16 protein-coding genes are annotated in these 18,609 nt (G+C 72.5%); 10 read left to right on the forward strand and 6 right to left on the reverse strand.

From position 1 onward, the window contains the following. Positions 1-14: 14 nt before the first annotated feature. The 4 genes from CFP65_RS05670 to argC form a co-directional block, all read right to left on the reverse strand. Positions 15-1,223, reverse strand: coding sequence for an acetylornithine transaminase (locus CFP65_RS05670; protein ID WP_104815044.1), 1,209 nt, complete (start codon positions 1,221-1,223; stop codon positions 15-17). Then, positions 1,220-2,095: an acetylglutamate kinase gene (argB, locus tag CFP65_RS05675; protein ID WP_104820674.1), complete on the reverse strand. Its 876-nt coding sequence runs from the start codon at positions 2,093-2,095 to the stop codon at positions 1,220-1,222. The genes CFP65_RS05670 and argB overlap by 4 nt, the downstream gene beginning before the upstream one ends. Positions 2,096-2,173: 78 nt before the next feature. Beyond that, entirely contained in the window at positions 2,174-3,352 is a 1,179-nt protein-coding gene (gene argJ, locus CFP65_RS05680; RefSeq protein WP_104815045.1) for a bifunctional glutamate N-acetyltransferase/amino-acid acetyltransferase ArgJ, read from the reverse strand. Further along, the gene (gene argC / locus CFP65_RS05685; protein ID WP_104815046.1) at positions 3,349-4,377 is read right to left on the reverse strand and encodes an N-acetyl-gamma-glutamyl-phosphate reductase; all 1,029 of its coding nucleotides are present in this window, start codon (positions 4,375-4,377) and stop codon (positions 3,349-3,351) included. Before argC ends, argJ begins: the two co-directional genes overlap by 4 nt. 378 nt (positions 4,378-4,755) lie before the next feature. Between argC and CFP65_RS05690 the strand changes: the two genes are divergently transcribed. The 4 genes from CFP65_RS05690 to CFP65_RS05705 all read left to right on the forward strand — a co-directional run bounded on the left by CFP65_RS05690 (position 4,756) and on the right by CFP65_RS05705 (position 9,488). Beyond that, positions 4,756-5,094: an MFS transporter gene (locus tag CFP65_RS05690; protein ID WP_256387299.1), complete on the forward strand. Its 339-nt coding sequence runs from the start codon at positions 4,756-4,758 to the stop codon at positions 5,092-5,094. Positions 5,095-5,415: 321 nt separating this feature from the next. Next, positions 5,416-5,616: a hypothetical protein gene (locus tag CFP65_RS05695; RefSeq protein ID WP_104815048.1), complete on the forward strand. Its 201-nt coding sequence runs from the start codon at positions 5,416-5,418 to the stop codon at positions 5,614-5,616. 395 nt (positions 5,617-6,011) lie between these two features. After that, complete coding sequence (locus tag CFP65_RS05700; RefSeq protein WP_104815049.1) at positions 6,012-6,809, forward strand: maleylpyruvate isomerase family mycothiol-dependent enzyme; 798 nt, start codon at positions 6,012-6,014, stop codon at positions 6,807-6,809. Between the two features lie 855 nt (positions 6,810-7,664). Further along, on the forward strand, positions 7,665-9,488 hold the full coding sequence (locus CFP65_RS05705; protein ID WP_104815050.1) for a transposase: 1,824 nt from the start codon (positions 7,665-7,667) through the stop codon (positions 9,486-9,488). Positions 9,489-9,679: 191 nt separating this feature from the next. On the opposite strand, the gene CFP65_RS05710 is transcribed toward CFP65_RS05705, so the two are convergent. After that, a complete protein-coding gene (locus CFP65_RS05710) occupies positions 9,680-10,600 on the reverse strand; it encodes an AraC family transcriptional regulator (RefSeq protein WP_104820675.1) in 921 nt (306 codons plus the stop codon). Positions 10,601-10,718: 118 nt separating this feature from the next. Here CFP65_RS05710 and CFP65_RS05715 point away from each other — a divergent pair, with 118 nt between their 5' ends. From CFP65_RS05715 to CFP65_RS05725, 3 genes are all read left to right on the forward strand, one after another. Next, the gene (locus CFP65_RS05715) at positions 10,719-12,203 is read left to right on the forward strand and encodes an NAD(P)/FAD-dependent oxidoreductase (protein ID WP_104815051.1); all 1,485 of its coding nucleotides are present in this window, start codon (positions 10,719-10,721) and stop codon (positions 12,201-12,203) included. A gap of 157 nt (positions 12,204-12,360) precedes the next feature. Next, a complete protein-coding gene (locus CFP65_RS05720) occupies positions 12,361-14,094 on the forward strand; it encodes an AMP-binding protein (protein ID WP_158702049.1) in 1,734 nt (577 codons plus the stop codon). Between the two features lie 68 nt (positions 14,095-14,162). After that, on the forward strand, positions 14,163-14,705 hold the full coding sequence (locus CFP65_RS05725) for a GNAT family N-acetyltransferase (protein ID WP_104820676.1): 543 nt from the start codon (positions 14,163-14,165) through the stop codon (positions 14,703-14,705). 153 nt (positions 14,706-14,858) lie between these two features. On the opposite strand, the gene CFP65_RS05730 is transcribed toward CFP65_RS05725, so the two are convergent. Beyond that, positions 14,859-15,773: a C1 family peptidase gene (locus CFP65_RS05730; protein ID WP_254552246.1), complete on the reverse strand. Its 915-nt coding sequence runs from the start codon at positions 15,771-15,773 to the stop codon at positions 14,859-14,861. Between the two features lie 446 nt (positions 15,774-16,219). On the opposite strand from CFP65_RS05730, the gene CFP65_RS05735 reads away from it, so the two are divergent. The 3 genes from CFP65_RS05735 (at position 16,220) to CFP65_RS05745 (ending at position 18,608) form a co-directional block, all read left to right on the forward strand. Next, positions 16,220-16,801, forward strand: a complete 582-nt coding sequence (locus tag CFP65_RS05735) for a MarR family winged helix-turn-helix transcriptional regulator (protein ID WP_104815053.1) — start codon at positions 16,220-16,222, stop codon at positions 16,799-16,801. Further along, positions 16,798-17,169, forward strand: coding sequence for a hypothetical protein (locus CFP65_RS05740; protein ID WP_104815054.1), 372 nt, complete (start codon positions 16,798-16,800; stop codon positions 17,167-17,169). The genes CFP65_RS05735 and CFP65_RS05740 overlap by 4 nt, the downstream gene beginning before the upstream one ends. A gap of 206 nt (positions 17,170-17,375) precedes the next feature. Next, entirely contained in the window at positions 17,376-18,608 is a 1,233-nt protein-coding gene (locus CFP65_RS05745) for a beta-ketoacyl synthase (RefSeq protein WP_254552247.1), read from the forward strand. The last annotated feature ends 1 nt before the right edge of the window (position 18,609 follow it).

An 18,609-nucleotide genomic window follows, 5' to 3' on the forward strand; every position in this document is an offset into this window, starting at 1 on the left:
GTGATTCTCCCGGACTAGCCGCGCGGCTTCGCGTCGGGGGCGGCATCCAGCGCAGCCCGCAGGATCCCGGGCAGTGCGGCGAGGAAGCGGTCGGCCTCGGCCTCGGTGAGCACCAGCGGCGGCACCAGCCGCACCGCGTCCGGCACGGCCGCGTTCACCAGGAACCCGGCCTCCTGTGCCGCCGCCTGCACCTGGCCCGCCAGCGGCTGGGTGAGCACGATGCCGAGCAGCAGCCCGGCGCCCCGCACGTGGCTGACCAGCGGGGAGCCGATCGCCTCGATGCCGCTGCGCAGCAGCTCGCCGGTCTTGCGGACCTGGGCCAGCAGGCCCTCGCCCTCGATGGTGTCGAGCACCGCGAGGGCCGCCGCCGCGACCACCGGGTTGCCGCCGAAGGTGGTGCCGTGGTGGCCCGGCTGGAGCAGCTCGGCCGCCGCGCCGTAGGCGATCACGGCGCCGATCGGCAGCCCGCCCCCGAGGCCCTTGGCCAGGGTGATCACATCCGGCTCGACGCCCTCGTACGCCTGGTGGGCGAACCAGTGGCCGGTCCGGCCGATGCCGGTCTGCACCTCGTCGAGCACCAGCAGGGTGCCGGTGGCCCGGGTGATCTCGCGGGCCGCCTTCAAGTAGCCCTCGGGCAGCGGGATCGCGCCGTTCTCGCCCTGGATCGGCTCCAGGAAGACGGCGGCCGTCTCGGTGGTGACGGCGGCCCGCAGCGCCTCGATGTCGCCGAAGGGCACGTGGGTGACCTCGCCGGGCAGCGGGAGGAAGGGGGTCTGCTTGGCGGGCTGGGCGGTGAGCGCGAGGGAGCCCATCGTCCGGCCGTGGAAGGCGCCCTCCAGCGAGACCAGGTGGGTCCGGCCGGTCAGCCGGCTGATCTTGAAGGCGGCCTCGTTGGCCTCGGCGCCCGAGTTGCAGAAGAAGACCCGCGCGGGCCGCTCGTCCAGGGCCAGCAGCCGCTCGGCCAGTCGGACGGTCGGCTCGGCCTGGAAGAGGTTGGAGACGTGGCCCAGCTCGCCGATCTGCCGGCTGACCGCCTCGACCACGGCCGGGTGGGCGTGGCCGAGCGCGTTGACCGCGATGCCGCAGACCAGGTCGAGGTAGGGCTTGCCGTCCTCGTCCCAGACGGTCGAGCCGGCGCCGCGGGCCAGCGGCAGCCGGGGCGTGCCGTAGTTGTTCATCAGCGCGTGCTGCCACCGCTGCGTCGCCTGCTCGTTGGTGGTCATGCCAGCCCCCGGGTCACGATGGTGTCGGTGTCGGGCACGACCATGGTGCCGATGCCCTCGTCGGTGAAGATCTCAAGCAGCAGCGAGTGCGGCACCCGCCCGTCCAGCACGCGCGCCGTGCCCACCCCGGAGCGCACCGCGTTGAGGCAGCCCTCCATCTTGGGCAGCATGCCGCTGGCCAGGGTGGGGAGCAGCTCGTCCAGCTCGTCCGCGCTGAGCTGGCTGATCACGTCGTCGGAGTTCGGCCAGTCCGCGTAGAGGCCCTCCACGTCGGTGAGCACCACCAGCATCTCGGCGCCGAGCGCCACGGCCAGGGCCGAGGCGGCGGTGTCGGCGTTGATGTTGTAGACGTGGCCGTCGCCGCCGCGGGCGATGCTGGAGATGACCGGGATCCGGCCGTCGGCGATCAGCGCCTTCACGGCGCCGGCCTCCACGTTGACGATGTCGCCGACCAGGCCGATGTCCACCTGCTCGCCGTCCACCACGGCGTACCGCTTGACCGCCGTCATGGTGTGCGCGTCCTCGCCGGTCATCCCGACCGCGAACGGGCCGTGTGAGTTGAGCAGCCCGACCAGTTCGCGCTGGACCTGACCGGCCAGCACCATCCGGACCACGTCCATGGTCTCGGGGGTGGTGACGCGCAGGCCGTTGGTGAAGGAGGACTCCAGGCCGAGCTTCTCCAGCTGCTTGCTGATCTGCGGGCCGCCGCCGTGCACGACCACCGGGTGCAGCCCGGCGTAGCGCAGGAAGACCACGTCCTGGGCGAAGGCGGCCTTGAGCTCCTCGTCCACCATGGCGTTGCCGCCGAACTTGATCACCACGGTCTTGCCGTGGAAGCGCTCCAGCCAGGGCAGCGCCTCGATCAGCGTCATCGCCTTGGGCAGCGCGGTGTTGTTCCGGGCCTGTTCGCCCTTGGGTGCGATCTGCACGTCAGTCGTCCTTTTTGCGGATCAGGTGGAGTAGGCGCTGTTCTCGTGCACGTAGTCGGCGGTGAGGTCGTTGGTCCAGACCGTGGCCTCGGCCTGACCGGCCTTCAGGTCGGCGGTGATGACGATCTCCCGGCCCTTCATGTCCACCAGGTCACGGTCCTCGCCGACGCTGCCGTTACGGCAGACCCAGACGCCGTTGATCGCCACGTCCAGCTGGTCCGGGTCGAAGGCGGCCTTGGTGGTGCCGATCGCGGCCAGCACCCGGCCCCAGTTCGGGTCCTCGCCGTGCAGGGCGCACTTGAGCAGGTTGTTCCGGGCGATGGTGCGGCCCACGTCCACGGCCTCGTCCTCGGTGGCCGCGCCGGTCACGTCGATCCGGATGTCCTTGCTGGCGCCCTCGGCGTCGCCGATCAGCTGGCGGGCCAGGTCGGCGCAGACCGTCTCCACGGCGGCGGCGAACTCGGCCGTGTCCGGGACGACGGCGGAGGCGGCGGAGGAGAGCAGCAGCACGGTGTCGTTGGTCGACATGCAGCCGTCGGAGTCGGCCCGGTCGAAGGTGGTCCGGGTGGCGGCGCGCAGCGCGGCGTCCAGGTCCTCGGCGAGCAGAGCGGCGTCGGTGGTGAGCACCACCAGCATGGTGGCCAGGCCCGGGGCGAGCATGCCCGCGCCCTTGGCCATGCCGCCCACCGTCCAGCCGGCCGGGCTGGTGACCTGGGCGGTCTTGTGCACGGTGTCGGTGGTCTTGATGGCGATCGCGGCCTGCTCGCCACCGGTCTCGCTGAGCCCCTGGGCGGCCTGCTCGACGCCGGGCAGCAGCAGGTCCATCGGCAGCCGCACCCCGATCAGGCCGGTGGAGGCCACGGCCACCTCGCCGGCGCTGATCTTGAGCTCCTCGGCCACCTTCTCGGCGGTGGCGTGGGTGTCCTGGAAGCCCAGCGGGCCGGTACAGGCGTTGGCCCCACCGGAGTTGAGCACCACGGCGGCCACCTGACCGCCCTTCAGCACCTGCTCCGACCAGAGCACCGGAGCGGCCTTGACCCGGTTGGAGGTGAAGACGCCGGCGGCGGCGTACGAGGGGCCGTCGTTGACCACCAGGGCCAGGTCGGGCAGGCCGCTCGCCTTGAGACCGGCGGTGACGCCGGCGGCCCGGAAGCCCTTGGCCGCGGTCACTCCTACGTTGCTGCTGGACTCCGTGCTCACGGTGCGACTCCGTTCAGGGGCAGGCCCAGCTCTTCCGGCAGGCCGAGGGCGATGTTCATGCTCTGCACCGCGCCACCGGCGGTGCCCTTCACCAGGTTGTCGATCGCGCTCACCACGATCACCCGCCCGGCGTGCTCGTCGAGGGCGACCTGCACGAGGGCCGCGTTCGACCCGTACACGCTGCTGGTCTGCGGCCACTGGCCCTCGGGCAGCAGCCGGACGAACGGCTCGCCGCTGTAGGCCTTCTCGTAGGCGGCGCGGACGGCCTCGTAGCTGACGCCCGGCTTGGCCTTGGCGCTGCAGGTGGCCAGGATGCCGCGCGGCATCGGGGCGAGGGTGGGGGTGAACGAGACGGTGACCGGCTCGCCCGCGACGGGCAGCAGGTTCTGCGCCATCTCGGGCGTGTGGCGGTGGCCGCCGCCGACCCCGTACGGGCTCATCGAGCCCATCACCTCGCTGCCGAGCAGGTGCGGCTTGGCGGCCTTGCCGGCGCCGCTCGTCCCGGAGGCGGCCACGATCACGGCCTCCGGCTCGACCAGGCGCTCGGCGTAGGCGGGGAAGAGGGCGAGCGTCACGGCCGTCGGGTAGCAGCCGGGGACGGCGATCCGCTTGGTGCCGCGCAGCGCCTCGCGGTGGCCGGGCAGCTCGGGCAGGCCGTAGGGCCACGTCCCGGCGTGCGGCGAACCGTAGAACTTCTCCCAGACCGCGGCGTCCTTCAGCCGGAAGTCCGCGCCGCAGTCCACCACCAGCACGTCCTCGCCGAGCGCCTCGGCGACGGCGGCGGACTGGCCGTGCGGCAGCCCGAGGAACACCACGTCGTGTCCGGCCAGCACCTCGGGCGTGGTCGGCTCGAGCACCCGGTCGGCCAGCGGCAGCAGGTGCGGCTGCAACTCCCCGAACCGCGCCCCGGCGTTCGACCCCCCGGTCAGCACGCCGATCTCCGCCTCGGGGTGCCCGAGCAGCAGGCGCAGCGCCTCACCCCCCGCATAACCACTGGCACCGGCAACCGCGACTCGCAACGCCATGACACTTCCCTCCTTCGATGTGGCATGAATATACGCACCACGGAACATTCATGCAAGGAGCTGCCGATCGGACTGCCCAACACCTGGTGACCACGGCCGGCAGATGGCGGTTTCGATCGCTGACTGGCGAACGAACCCCGGTCGCGTGTCGGCCTGATCACCGCGAGTTGCGATCGGGGTGGGGGTACCTGCCCGTCGAGCACACCGTAGTGCTGTCCCGACGGCGTGGAAGCGCAGGCTGAGGCCGGGGTCCGTCTCGACGTGTGTGGGCTGGATGAGCTGGTAGTGCCATACGACACCGGTGACGACGTACGGGAGCGGTTGTCGTTGGGCGGTGGGTGGCCGCGGCGGTAGCCGGCCACCGGGTCGCCGACTCGGCTGGGCCTGGTGGTCGCCGTGCGCTCGCTCTTCGACGTGGCGTTCGTGCTCTTCGACGTGGCGTTCGTGCTCTTCGGCGGTGTCCTCGCCGGCCGGCTGCCGCGCCGCTTGGTGCCGGTCGGGCCGAGCGTACTCAGCACGGCCGGCCAGGGAGCACCGGCGGCACTCGTCCTCATCCATCACGCGACTATCCCGTGGATCCTGGCGCTGTCGGTCTGCGATGGAACGTTCGCCGCGTTCGCCATGCCCGCCTCCTCTGCGCTGCTGCCGCAGACCGTGCCGGACGAGTTGCGCCTGCAGGCCAACGCGCTCAACAGGACGGCCCGAACCGCGCGATGATCGGTGGGGCCGCGCTCGGGGGCGCCGTGGTGGCCGTCGCCAGTCCGGGGTGGGACCTGACGCTCGGCACGCCACCTTCGCCCTCTCGGGCCTGCTCCTCGCAGGCCTCCGCGTCAGACCGACGACGGCGCTCGCCCAGGAATCCTCGCCCACGTCCGCAGGCATCGGCATGCTGCACGAACTGCGCGTCGGCTGGCAGGAGTTCGTCGCCCGGCGCTGGGTGTGGAACAGGACAGCATCGCCTCGGAGACCTCCCTGCAGCAGGAGATCCCCGAGGACCGGCTGGCGCGCGTCTAGTCCTACGACGCGCTCGGTTCCGTCGTGGCCATCCCACTCTCCCAGGCGACCGTCGGCCCGCTCAGCGCCGCGATCGGCGTGCGTACGACGCTGTTCGGGGCCGCTGTGGTGGTCCTCGGCTGTGTCGGCGCCATGCTCGCGGTGCGCGACGTCCGCGCGCTGCGGATCACGACCGCCAGTCCGGCTGCCCGTCCGGTATCCACCCCGGCGCCTGCCGCAGCCTGAGGTGTCCCGGCGGAACGCCACCCCTGCCGGCGCCGTACCCGGCGGGCGCCGTACCCGCCGGTCCCGGCGCGGCCGGTTCTCCTGGCGCCACATGACCACCCGACCCGGCCGGTCATCCCCACCGCCGCGATCTCCGCGTCCACCGCATCGGGCGGCAGCATGACCGCGCGCACCAGGTGTCCGTGTCCGTCAGATCGCTGAGGCGCCCGGCCGCGCGACGAGGCCAGAGCACCGACAGACACGACGCTGGACGCACCGCCACCACCAGCGTCCTCGCAGCAGCGGGCAGCTTGTCGCCCGAGCGGCGCGTGGCAAGGACCACGCCCGCAACGGCCAGACGCAGCGACTGCCAAAATCGCTGTCCGATGACCGGAGCACGGTGATAGACATCCGAGGTGCAAAAGACTCTTGAGCTCCCTGACCTGCTGCGACTGATCGATGAGCGGTCGACCGCCTTCCGCGCCGCGGTCGCCGCCGCGCCCAGTCTCGACGTACAGGTGCCGACCTGCCCCGAGTGGACACTGTTCGATCTGGCGGAGCACCTGGGTGGGGGAGACCGTTTCTGGGCCGCCATCGTCAGTGCCGGGCCTGCCGACGCTCCCCCGGCCGAGGCCACCGCTGCGCGCGCCGCCCTGGAAGTGCCGCGGGAGCGTGAGGCCCTGCTGGGCTGGCTGGCCACGTCAACGCAGCAGCTGCTGAGCGCCCTGCGCGAGGCAGGGCCGGAGAGCGGTTGCTGGACGTGGTGGCCGGCGTCGCAGTCACCGCAGAACTCCGGCGGGGTCGCCCGGCACCGGGTCCAGGAGACAGCGGTGCACACCTACGACGCCCAGGTCACCGCGGGCACCCCGCAGCCGCTGCCGGCCGAGGTGGCACTCGACGGTGTCGAGGAGTTCCTGTTCACCTGCTGCGCAACGGCGAGTGCCTGGCCGCACAAGCCCACGAGCTTCGACTTCCACGCCGCCGAGGGCCGCTCCTGGCGCCTCACGGTCGACGGCGACGGTGCTCGCTCCACTCGCATCCCCGCGCCCGGCGCCACGACCAGCGAGGGCTCAGACGCAGTCGGCATCTCCATCCACGGCACGGCCAGCGAGTTGGTCCTCTTCTGCTACGACCGTATCCCGACCGACTCCCTGCACGTCGACGGAGACGCAGGGCTGATCGACCTGCTCCGCGCCTGGGAACCGGGGCAATAGGACGTAGCGGCGACAGGCGGCCGCGCCTCGCGCCGCCAGGACACGACTCTCCGCCAGGTCCGTCAGACGCGGCACCGACCCAAGCCCACCAGGCGATCTGAAAGATCGTCACCTGACCGACCGTCCACCCGGTCAGGACTCGGACTCACGACCACCGCACCATCAGAGACGAGTACATCGACAGCCGGCCAACCACCGCCGACTCGCTGTCCACACCCAGCGAGCCGGCGGTCCTACATCGAGGCCCACCCCCTGGCCGCTCTCCCGGCCCTGCCGAGCATCTAGCCCCACGAGCCCGCCTGATGATCCTTTGCCAGGCGGGCCTCTGGCTCTCCTCCCCAACCCGCCCAGCGGCGACCTCCACTTTCGCCGTCGGCGCACCCACCGCCTGTGCCAGCATGGGGAAACCAAGCCAGCATGTCCGGCCAACACCTGAGCGGCCGGCGGGGAAATTCGAGGCTCTGACCGCGATTCCGTGAGAGGCCAGCTCATCGGCATGCATGCAGGATCGTTTCCCTGCGGGATGACCTCCACGTGGTCCTGCGCTCGATCGAGGATGTGCTGTTCCCCGGAGTCGACGTTGCACTGGAGCGACTGACCGCCGGCCCGGAGCTCGTCCTGGTCGAGGTCGTCGCTTGCGGCCCGGTGCCCTGCTGCTCGGGCTGCGGAAGCCGGGGAAGGCGGACCCACTCCACATACCGGCGAACACTGGCCGAACGTCTTCTCATTGGCAGGAAGTTGGCGTTACGACTGCGGGTACGGCAGTTCTTCTGGGACTGCCGCCGCTGTCCGCGCCGGACGTTCGTCGAGCCGGTCCGGGGACTGAGCGAGCGTCACCTGCGGTCCAGCGTCGGCTTGAAGCAGTGGCTTAAGGACGTCGCCGTCGAGCTGGGAGGCCGGGCCGGCGAGCGGATGTGCCGCAAACTCAGCATTCCCGCAGGTCGTACCCGCCTGCTCGGGCTGCTGGAAGCACCCGAGGTGCCGGACCGGGCGCCGCGGGTCCTCGGTGTGGACGAGTTCGCGTTCCGTCGCGGCCGCACCTACGGCACCGTGCTGGTCAACGTCGAGATGGGCCGCGTGGTGGACATACTCCCGGACCGCACCTCGGAGACCTTCGCCACCTGGCTGCGCGAGCACCCCAGCGCGGAGATCATCTGCCGCGGCCGCGCCACCGCCTACACGCGGGGGATCAAGGAGGCCGATCGCTGGCACCTTCTCCAGAACCTGTCTGCCGCAGTCGAGAAGACCTGCCACCAACACCGCCCCTGCCTGCGCAAACATGCCGAACAGGAGGAGACGTCCGCGCTTCCGGTGATCGACCTGCCGATGCCCCATCTGCCGCGCACGCCCATCGTCGAGCGGGCCCGGGACCGGTACACAGACGTGCACCGGCTGCTGGACCGGAAGTGGGCGATCAGCGCCATCGCCCGTCACCTCCGTCTCGATCGCAAGACCGTCCGGGAGTTCAAGACCACCCCACTGGACGAACCCATCGCCTCCGCCATGGACTTCGGAGCCTCCAGACGCGGGCTGATCGATCCGTTCAAGCCGTATCTGAACAGCAGGTTCACCGCCAGCTGCACCAGTGCCCAGCAGCTGTTCCGGTGCCTGCCGCTCGCGGTGGCCTTCGGCCTGCTGGTGCTCTGGGGCGCGGTGCAGGTCGCGCTCGGCAGCGCCACGTACCTGCCGTTCGGCTGGCTGCCGATCTCGCTGGTGGCGGCGCTGGCCCTGGCTGCGGCGGCCGTGTTCGGCATGGGCGTGGCCCGGGTGCTGCCCTCCGTGCTCACCCCGCCGCTGCTCACGATCGCCGTCCTGCTGAGCGTCATGCTGCTCCGCCAGACCACCGACAGCGCCCTGCCCGCGGGCATCGCGCCGAACCGCCTCGCCCTGCTCTCCCCCGTCACCGACATGCCGCGCCAGCTGCTGCTGACCCTCTCCGGTGCCGTCCACCTCGGCCAGTCCCTCTGGCTGCTCGGCCTGCTCGCCACCGGCCTCGCCCTGCTGACCGCCGCCACCCGCCGGGCTCGGCTGCTCGCCCTCGCCCCCGTGCTGGCCGGCGCGGCGCTGGCCCTGCTGGTGCTCCCGGCCTCCGCCCGCGACTCCTTCGTCCTGGACCGGGCCGCCGCCGCGCCGGTCTGCTCCGGCCAGGTCTGCGTCACCGAGGTGCACCGCTCGCGCCTGGCCGAGCTCGCCCCGCGCGGTGCGGAGGCGCTGCGTCTGCTGCACGAGGCGCTCGGCGACCAGGCGCCCACCCGGATCCAGGAGGAGACCGACCTGCGCGCGATCTCCGAGGACCGCCGGCTCTCCCCCGGCCTGGTCCTGGTCGACTTCAACGACCCGCTGCTCGCCCACGCGAGCGGCCCGGACCTCACCCGCCTCCTGGTCGCCCAGGGCCTGACCCCGAACTGCGGCCCGCGCACCATCTGGGAGGGCGCCGGCCTCCTCGACCTCCCCGCCCAGAGCATCGCCGCGAGCTGGGCCCTCGGCGACCACCGGTTCCACCCGCTCGAAGCGGCCGACGCCTACTCCCGCGACACCTGGACCAAGGCCGAGACCGCCTGGACCAGACTGACCGCCCTGCCCCCAGCCGAACAGCGGTCCAGGATCGCCCGCGCCCACACCGCCGCCCTCGACTGCCGCAACAGCCTCCCGGCCCTCACCGGGGAGGCCAGCGCATGAGATGGCTACTGCTGTACGCCCGCTCCCGCCAGGTGCCCGCCTCGGCCACCGCGAACCTGCTGCCCGCCCCGGCCACCTGCACCCTCACCGGGGAGGCGAGCGCATGAGATGGCTACTGCTGTACGCCCGCTCACGCCAGGTGCCCGCCTCGGCCGCCGCGATCCTGTTGCTCGCCTTGGCCACCCGGGCCCTCACGCCGGACGGCGGCGCCGGGAACCCGGCCGTGACCATCGCCGTCCTGCCTGCTGGGCGCGTTCGTGGTCGAGGATCGCGGCGAAGGTGGTGGCCTCCTCGGCGAGGCGGCGCTGCATGGTGCGCGGGTGCAGGCCGAGGTGGCCGGCGATCGCCTCGGCGGAGCAGGTGCCGGTGGGGAGCAGGCGGCGGGTCAACTCGGCCACCAAGGGCGCGAGTTCCTCGCCAGCGCGATGGGTCGTCTCCAGGTAGCGGGCGACGATCCGGCGGGTGGCGGGGTCGGCGTTGTCCACCGGGCGATGGGCGTCGGTGTCGCCGAGCTCGATGCCGCACCAGTCCTGCTCGAACAGCACCGGCGCACCGAAGAGTTCCTCGTACGCGGCGAGCGGCCCGCACCGCCCGTGCCGGAACGCCACCACCCGCGGCCGCATCTCGTGCCCGGCCAGCAGCCGCCCGATCCGGGCGCCGTTCGCCAGGCTGAGCTCGTAGCTCTGCGCCACGTACGGCAGCCCGCGCTCCTCGATCGCGAAGTGGAAGGTGGTCGAACCGGCCCGGTACCCGCTCTCCCCGGGCCCGGCCACCGAGAGCCGCAGGGCCGGCGAGTGGACGTGCAGGTACCGCCCGATCTCGGCGAACGCCCCCAGCACGGTGGCCGAGTTGCGCGCGATCACCGCGACCGGCCCGAGGATGCCCAGCCCCTGCCAGGCCGAGAGCCGCAGGCCGAAGTCGGGGCAGTCGAGCTCCTCGGCCGTGGTCTCCAGCAGCCGCGCGAACGGCCCGTACGACACGAAGGCGTCCTCGACCAGCTCCACCCCCGGCCGGATCCCGTACCGCCGCAGCAGCGGACCCGGATCGCCGCCCAACTCCCGGACCAGAGCGCCGTACCCGTGCAGATTGGTGGCCCGGATCAGGCTCCCCACCGCCCGCACCCCTCCCGCCCGGACAGGGAGCCGCTCGTGGGGCTCCCTGTCGCAGAATGCCAAAAGTCTGTCGGGAAAAGACAATACGTCCGCCCGTTCGACTCAGGACAGTGGTGCCATGACCTCGAACCACACCAACGTCCTCGTCATCGGCGCCGGGATCTCCGGCATCGGCGTCGCCTGCCGCCTGCGCCGCGAGCTGCCGGGCCGCGAGTTCGCGATCCTGGAGCGCCGCGAGGCGATCGGCGGCACCTGGGACCTGTTCCGCTACCCGGGCGTCCGCTCGGACTCGGACATGTTCTCCTTCGGCTACGAGTTCCGGCCGTGGAACGAGCTCAAGGTGCTGGCCGACGGGCGGTCGATCCGCGAGTACGTGGCCGCCACCGCCCGCGAGTACGGTGTCGACAAGTCGATCCACTACGGGCTCAAGGTGGTGGCCGCCGACTGGTCGAGCGAGCGGCAGCGGTGGACGGTGACCGCGCTGCGCGAGGCCACCGGCGAGACCGAGACCTGGACCTGCTCCTTCCTGGTCACCTGCACCGGCTACTACGACTACGACCGGGGCTACCGGCCGGAGTTCCCCGGCGCCGACCGGTTCGAGGGCGAGCTGATCCACCCGCAGCACTGGCCGGCCGGCTTCGACCACGCCGGCAAGCGGGTGGTGGTGATCGGCAGCGGGGCCACCGCCGTCACCCTCGTCCCGGCGATGGCGGAGACGGCCGAGCACGTGACGATGCTCCAGCGCTCACCCTCGTACGTGTTCTCGCTGCCCTCGGTCGACCGGATCACGGCCACCCTGAAGAAGTTCCTGCCCGCCGACCTGGTCCACCGGATGACCCGGCGGCGCAACATCGTGGTGCAGCAGGCCATGTTCAAGGCCGCCCGGCGCTTCCCCGGGCCGGTGCGCAAGCTGCTGCTGGCGGGCGTCCGCCGGGGCGTCGGCCCGGAGTTCGACCTGAGCCACTTCAGCCCCAAGTACGCCCCCTGGGACGAGCGCCTCTGCGCGATACCCGACGGCGACCTCTTCACCGCCCTCCGCACCGGCCGCGCCTCGGTGGTCACCGAGACCATCGACACCTTCACCCCCACCGGCATCCGGCTCGCCTCCGGCCGCGAACTCCCCGCCGACGTGATCGTCACCGCCACCGGCCTCAACCTCCAGGCCCTCGGCGGCGCGGCGGTCAGCGTGGACGGCGTGCCGCGCGACCTGCACGAGGTCTGCACCTACAAGAGCGTGCTGCTCGAAGGACTCCCCAACCTGGCCTGGGTGTTCGGCTACACCAACGCCTCCTGGACGCTCAAGGTCGACCTCGCCGCCGGCTACCTGGTCCGCCTGCTGGGCCACCTGGACCGCACCGGCCAGGCCGTGGCCACCCCCGTCGACCACGCCGCCAACGCCACCACCGAGGGCGTGGTCGACGAGCTCTCCTCCGGCTACATCCAGCGGGCCAAGGGCATCATGCCGCGCCAGGGCCGCGACTTCCCGTGGCGGATGGTGATGGACTACCGGCACGACCGGAAGGCCCTGCTCAGTGACCCGATCGCCGACGGCATCCTCGAATTCACCCCCGCCACCACCCCCTCGCCGGCCACCTCCGCCTGATCCTCCGCCTACCCCTCATCCGGTCGCCCTCAGGCCGTCCGCCGACCGCCCTCCGACCGTCCTCCGACCGCCTCCCGTACGATTCCGGATGATCACCGTCCGGATGATCGCCGCTCGGCTGGGGGCCGGGCGGAACGCAGTCAGGGGGGAACGACCGATGAAGGAACTGGCGGAGCTGCGCCCTGCGCAGGACGCGGTGCGCGAGCACCTGGCCACCGGGGTCTGGCGGACGACCGGGCCGCTCGCGGACCTCCGGCACTGGCGGGACGAAACTCCGGATGCACCGGCCGTGATCGCCCACTCGGCGACCGGGCGACACGAACTGACGTATCGTCAATTTGCTGATCAGGTACAGGGGTTCGCGGCGGCACTGGCCGAGCTAGGCGTCCGGGCGGGCGAGGCGGTGCTGGTCCAGCTGCCGAACGTCTGGCAGGTGGGGGCGTTGATGCTGGCCTGCATGCGGCTCGGCGCCGTGGTGGCGCCGGTGATGATGACCCTCGGGCCGCGCGAACTGGAGCGGGTGCTGGCCCGACTGGGGGCCGGGGTCTGCATTACGACCGGCGAGTGGGCGGGAGCGCGGCACGCCGAGGCGGTAGCCGAAATGACGCCCCGGCTGACGGAGTTGCGGCACCGGGTGGTGCTCGACCCGGCCGGCGCGCCGGCGGGGTCCGTGGACTTCACCGCTTTCTTCGAGGACCCCGACCGCACCTCCGCCCTCGGCGGCACGACCGCCGAGCTGCTCGAGGACGCGCCGGCCGAGGACCCGGACCGGGTGGCCATGGTGCTGTTCACCTCCGGCACCTCGGGCGAGCCCAGGGGCGTGCTGCACACGGCCAACACGCTGTACGCGGGCTGCTCGGTGGTGGCGTCGGCCGAGGGGTTCGGCCCCACCGACCGGTTCTACGCCACCCAGGCGGTGACGCACCTGTTCGGCGGGATGTACAGCATCCTGCTCCCGCTCCTGGTCGGCGGCACCTCGGTGCTGGTCGACCGCTGGGAGCCGGCCGCCGTGCTCGACCTGCTCGGCGAGAGCCGGCCGACCGTGCTCGCGGGCGCACCGCCGTTCGTGGCCGCGCTGCTCGCCGAGGCGGAGCAACGCGGCTCCGCTGCACCGAAGTTGCCGCTGCGGATGGTGCTCAGCGGCGCCACCACGGTACCCGCCCAGCTGGTCGCCGGAGTGCCACACTGCTGGGGCGTGCCGCTGCGCACGGTCTGGGGCATGACCGAGGTGCCCGGGCACACCTGGACCCGGCACGACGACCCGCCGCTCTGGGGTTCGCGGAGTGACGGCCGCCCGGGCGCGGCCCTGGAGCTGGATTTCCGTACCGAGGACGGCGCCGTCCCCACCGCGGAGCAGCCCGCCCGCCTCTTCGTCCGGGGCGGCGGCCTCTGCCTGGCCACCTTCGGGCGGGACGGCGGCGAACTCCGCGTCCTCGCCGACCAGGACGGCGGCTGGTACGACACCGGCGACCTCGCCGTGCCGGACGGGCGGGGCGGTCTGCGGCTGTTCGGCCGGGCGGCGGACCGGATCGGGGGCTCGTTCATGATTCCGGTCGCGGACGTGGAGACGGAGCTGCTCGCTCACCCGGGTGTGGGTGACGTGGCGCTGGTCGGCTACCGGCCGCGCGAGGACGAGGAGCTCGCCTGTGCGGTGGTCGTGCCCAGCCCCGGGGCCGGGGCTGGAGCCGGGTCCGGGGCCGGGGCCGGGGGCGCCCTTACCCTCGCGGAGCTCCGTTCGTTCCTCACCGGCCGGGGCATGACCGACTGGTACCAGCCCAGCCGCCTCGAGCTGGTCAGCGAGCTGCCGCGCAACGCGATCGGCAAGGTCCGCAAGGACCTGCTCCGCGCTCAGCTGGCCGCCGGCGAGGTCGCGAACTCCCTGGCCGAGTAGCACCCCCGGGGCGGGGATTCCCAAGCCGGGAGTCCGGGGTCGGGCCGGTCGGCGGCATCATGGTCACCATGGAACTGGATCTTGCCGCCGCAGCCGGACCGACCCCGGAGGTGATCCGCACCGACCGGCTGGACCTGCTGCCGCTGACGGTCGGTCACGCCGAGGAGATGGCCGCGGTGCTCGACGACCCCTCGTTGCACACTTACATCGGAGGCAAGCCTGCCACCGTGGCAACTTTGCGCTCACGGTACGAACGCATGACGGCCGGATCGGGCGACCCCGCGGTCGGCTGGCTCAACTGGGTGGTCCGACTCCGCGCCGAGCACCGCCTGACCGGCACCGTCCAGGCCACGGTCACCACCACCCCGGCCACCGCGACGGCACCCGTGACCCGCAGCGCCGAACTCGCCTGGGTGGTCGGCACCCCCTGGCAGGGCCGCGGCATCGCCACCGAAGCCGCCCTCGGCCTGGCCGACTGGCTCCGCACCCACGGCGTACCCGACCTCGCGGCCCACATCCACCCCGAACACCGGGCCTCCGCCGCCGTGGCCGCCGCGATCGGTCTGACCCCCACCGACACCTGGCAGGACGGCGAGCGCCGCTGGCACTGACGGCCACGGAGACTGCCCGCCCGCGAAAGCGGTGGTGCGGCAGGCGCCCGCCGCACCACCCCAGCAGCGGCACGACGGACACCCGTCCGACCCGGAGCCGGCCGCCCGGCACGGGCCGAAGCAGGCCGGCACAGGCCGAAGCAGGCCGACGCCTCAGGAGGCCAGCTTGCCCATCGCGTTCACCTCGTCGACCACGCCCGCGTCGAAGAAGCTCCACGGCAGGTTGGCGAAGCCGCCGTTGCCCCAGCTGCTGCCCCAGCTGTTCTCGATGGTCACGCCCTGCTCGTTGTAGGCCACGATGGTGATCTCGTGCCCGCCGACCACCGGGTCGCTGCCGCTGTCACCGGGCGTGTAGCTGTAGTCCGAGGCGGTCTGCGAGTTGAGGTCCATGAAGCTCTGCTGGACCTCGAAGCCGATCGGCACCGGCTCGCCCTGGGAGATGGCGTCCTCGATCGCCGAACGGGCCGAGCCGCCGCTGTTCGGCAGCTGGACGAAGCCGGAGAGCTTGTAGTTGGCGGCGTTGGCGACCTCGTTGGCGTCCGGCTGGGTGGTGTAGTCGCTGGTGCCCTGCCAGTAGTCGGACTGGGTGTCGATGCCCTGCTGCTGCTCCATCGGCAGCGCGACGCTGGCGTAGGTGCCCTGGTCGTTGCCCTGGGCTATCTGCGCGTAGATGTACATCGGGGCCATCGGGGCGCCGCTGATGCCCTGCTCGTTCATCAGGATGCCGTAGCCCGTGTAGCCGGTGGCCCAGGTGACGCAGGCGCCGACCTGGCCCTGGTCGCCGGGCGAGAGGGCGTAGTTGGTCAGGTCCGCGCTGGCGGGAGCGTAGCCGGGGCGGGCGTGCGGGGCGAGCGCGGCCAGCGCCCGCGAGGTGGCGGCCGCGGCGGCCGGACGGACGGCGGCCTTGTGCGACTTCAACGCGGCCAGGTTGAGGCCGGTCGCGTAGTGGTGGTGGCGCACGTGGTGCCCGGCCGGGGCGGCGGTGACAGCGGTGGCCGTGGTGGTGAAGACCAGGCTGCCGGAGAGCGCGAGCGCGGCCGTGAGGCCGAGCGCCATGCGGGAACGCATCGATGAACTCCTTGTGGGGGTCGCCGGTCGTGGGGGCCGGCGCGCCGCGCCGCGCCGCAGATCCGGACGGGACCGGCGCGGAGGGCGGAAACAGTGGGGGATTGCGCCCGGCTGACGGTGCATCGGCTGCCGGGAGCGCTGCTCACCGTAGGGGAGCTGCGGCGTGCATGTCATGGGAAGAACATGACAACGTCGCGAAGTGGACAGCAATCTCTCAGGAATTGACAGGAAACTCCCAGGAAGTCAGACTCGCGGGGCCACCGCGCACTGCCGGGAGCCCTGGGTCACCACCGCTACCCTCGCCCCCGGCTGGCGAGACCACTGCCGCCCCGCCCCTAACGAGTCGACAAATCGACCTGTTCCTCGCCGAGTTCCGCGCCGACTCAGATTCCCTTCCCGACACCCCTACCCCAACGGTGCGCCAGCAAGTAATGTAGCCGTTCATTATGAAGGGCGTACATAAATCTGACGAGGGCCTGGCCACCGACGCCAACGGCCTGCGCTTCGACCCCGGAGTCCGGTCCGCTATGGCCGGCTTCGCGGTCGACGGCGACACCGCCGCCCTGGAGACCGCGGCCGCCGTCCGCGCGGCGGCCCAGTCCATGGACAAGCTGCGCGGCCAGGGCGCCGGCGGGCGCGGCCTCAGCGCCGGCGCCATGGACGTCCTGGTCCGCCTCACCAGTCTCCACCAACCTGAAATCGGCCTGCACATCGGCGAGTTGGCCCGAGCCGGCGGGGTCAGTTCGCGCAATGTCACCGGCCTGGTCGACACCCTGGAGCGGGACGGCCTGGTCCGGCGCGAGCCCGACCCGCACGACCGCCGCTCCGTCCGCGTGGTCGCCACCCCCGCCGGCACGGCCTGGCTGGCCGCCTTCCGCGAGCCCACCCGCCGCGCGATGTCCGCCGTCTTCCGCGGCTTCACCCACGCCGAGCTGGACACCTTTCGCGACTTCTGCCTCCGCCTGGTCGAGAACCAGCGCCGGCTCGATCACCACCTCGCCCACCGCCCCGAGGGGAAAACACCGTGACCACCCGTCAGACCGTCCGGGCCTACCACGAGGCCCGCTTCCGCGGCGACGTCACGGCCGCCGCCGCACTGACCGGCGCGGGCTTCACCTTCCGCAGCCCGTTCGTCACCTCGGACAGCCCGACCGGCCACCTCGACGGCATCGACGGCCTGCTGTCGATCGTCACCGGCGTCGAGCTGCGCAGCGAGCTGTACGGCGAGGACGAGGCCGTCCTCGTCTACGACGTGCACACCGCCTCCCCCGTGGGCACCCAGCGCACCGCCGAGCACTTCCGCCTCCGCGACGGCCGGATCACCGCGATCGAGCTGATCTTCGACGGCGCTCCGTGGCAGGCCCTGATGGCCGCCGCCGGCCCGACCACCACCTGACGCCCGCTCGGCTGCCCGATCCCGACTGTCCGATCCCCACAAAGCCACGCCGACCGACTGCGTACCGATCAACACCTGACCAACTGTCATCACCTGGGCAGGGTGGAGTCCTGCCGATCACTCCCCGGCCGGGCAGTCCGCGCCGGAGTTGTGTCGGCCTGACAAGTTTCCACGAGTGTCTCTCGTCACACCCAGGGGGTAGCGCAGTGCAGATTCAAGAGCAGGCGAAGGTCGTGGTGACCGGTCTCGGGGCGACCACCCCGCTCGGCGGGAACGTGGCCGACACCTGGGCGGGGCTGCTCGCCGGGCGGTCCGGGATCAGCGCGATCGAGGAGGAGTGGGCGGCCGGGCTGCCGGTGCGGATCGCCGGGCAGCTGGCCGTCGAGCCGAGCACGCAGCTGGACCGGGTGCTGGCCCGGCGGTTGGACCGGTGCGAGCAGGTGGCGCTGGTCGCGGCCCGGGAGGCCTGGGCCGACGCGGGTGCGCCGGAGGTGGTGCCCGAGCGGCTGGCCGTGGTGATCGGGACGGGCACCGGCGGCGTGCTGACTCTGCTGGGCCAGGACGACGTGCTGGAGGCCGCCGGCTCCCGGCGGGTCTCGCCGCACACCGTGCCGATGCTGATGGCCAACGGCCCGGCCGCCTGGGTCGCCATCGAACTCGGCGCGCAGGGCGGCGCCCACACCCCCGTGAGCGCCTGCGCCTCCGGCGCCGAGGCGATCGCGCTGGGCCTGGACCTGATACGCCTCGGCCGGGCCGACGTGGTGGTGGCCGGCGGCGCCGAGACCTCCATCTGCCCGATCACCCTGGCCGGGTTCGCCCAGGCGAAGGCGCACTCCACCCGCAACGAGGACCCGACCCGCGCCTCCCGCCCCTTCGACGTGGACCGGGACGGCTTCGTGATCGGCGAGGGCGCGGCCCTGCTGGTGCTCGAACGGGCCGAGCACGCCGCCGCCCGCGGCGCCCGGGCCCACGCCACCCTCGCCGGAGCGGCCGTCACCTCGGACGCCCACCACATCACCGCCCCGCACCCGGACGGCCAGATCCGCGCCATCCGCCGCGCCCTCGCCGAGGCCCGCCTCTCCCCCGCCGAGGTCTCCCTCGTCCAGGCCCACGCCACCTCCACCCCGCCCGGCGACCTCACCGAGGCCCGCTCGATCACCGCCGCCATCGGCACCCACCCGGCTGTCACCGCCACCAAGTCGATGACCGGTCACCTGCTGGGCGCAGCGGGCGCGGTCGGCGCCCTCGCCACCGTGCTGGCCCTGCGCGACGGCGTCATCCCACCCACCGCCAACCTCGACACCCTCGACCCCGAGGTCGACCTCGACATCGTCACCGGCACCGCCCGGCGCGCCCGTCTGACGGCCGCCGTCTCCAACTCCTTCGGCTTCGGCAGCCACAACGCCACCCTCGTCCTCACCCCATCCCCGTCCGTCTGAC

This window comes from Kitasatospora sp. MMS16-BH015, assembly GCF_002943525.1.
Lineage (GTDB): Bacteria > Actinomycetota > Actinomycetes > Streptomycetales > Streptomycetaceae > Kitasatospora.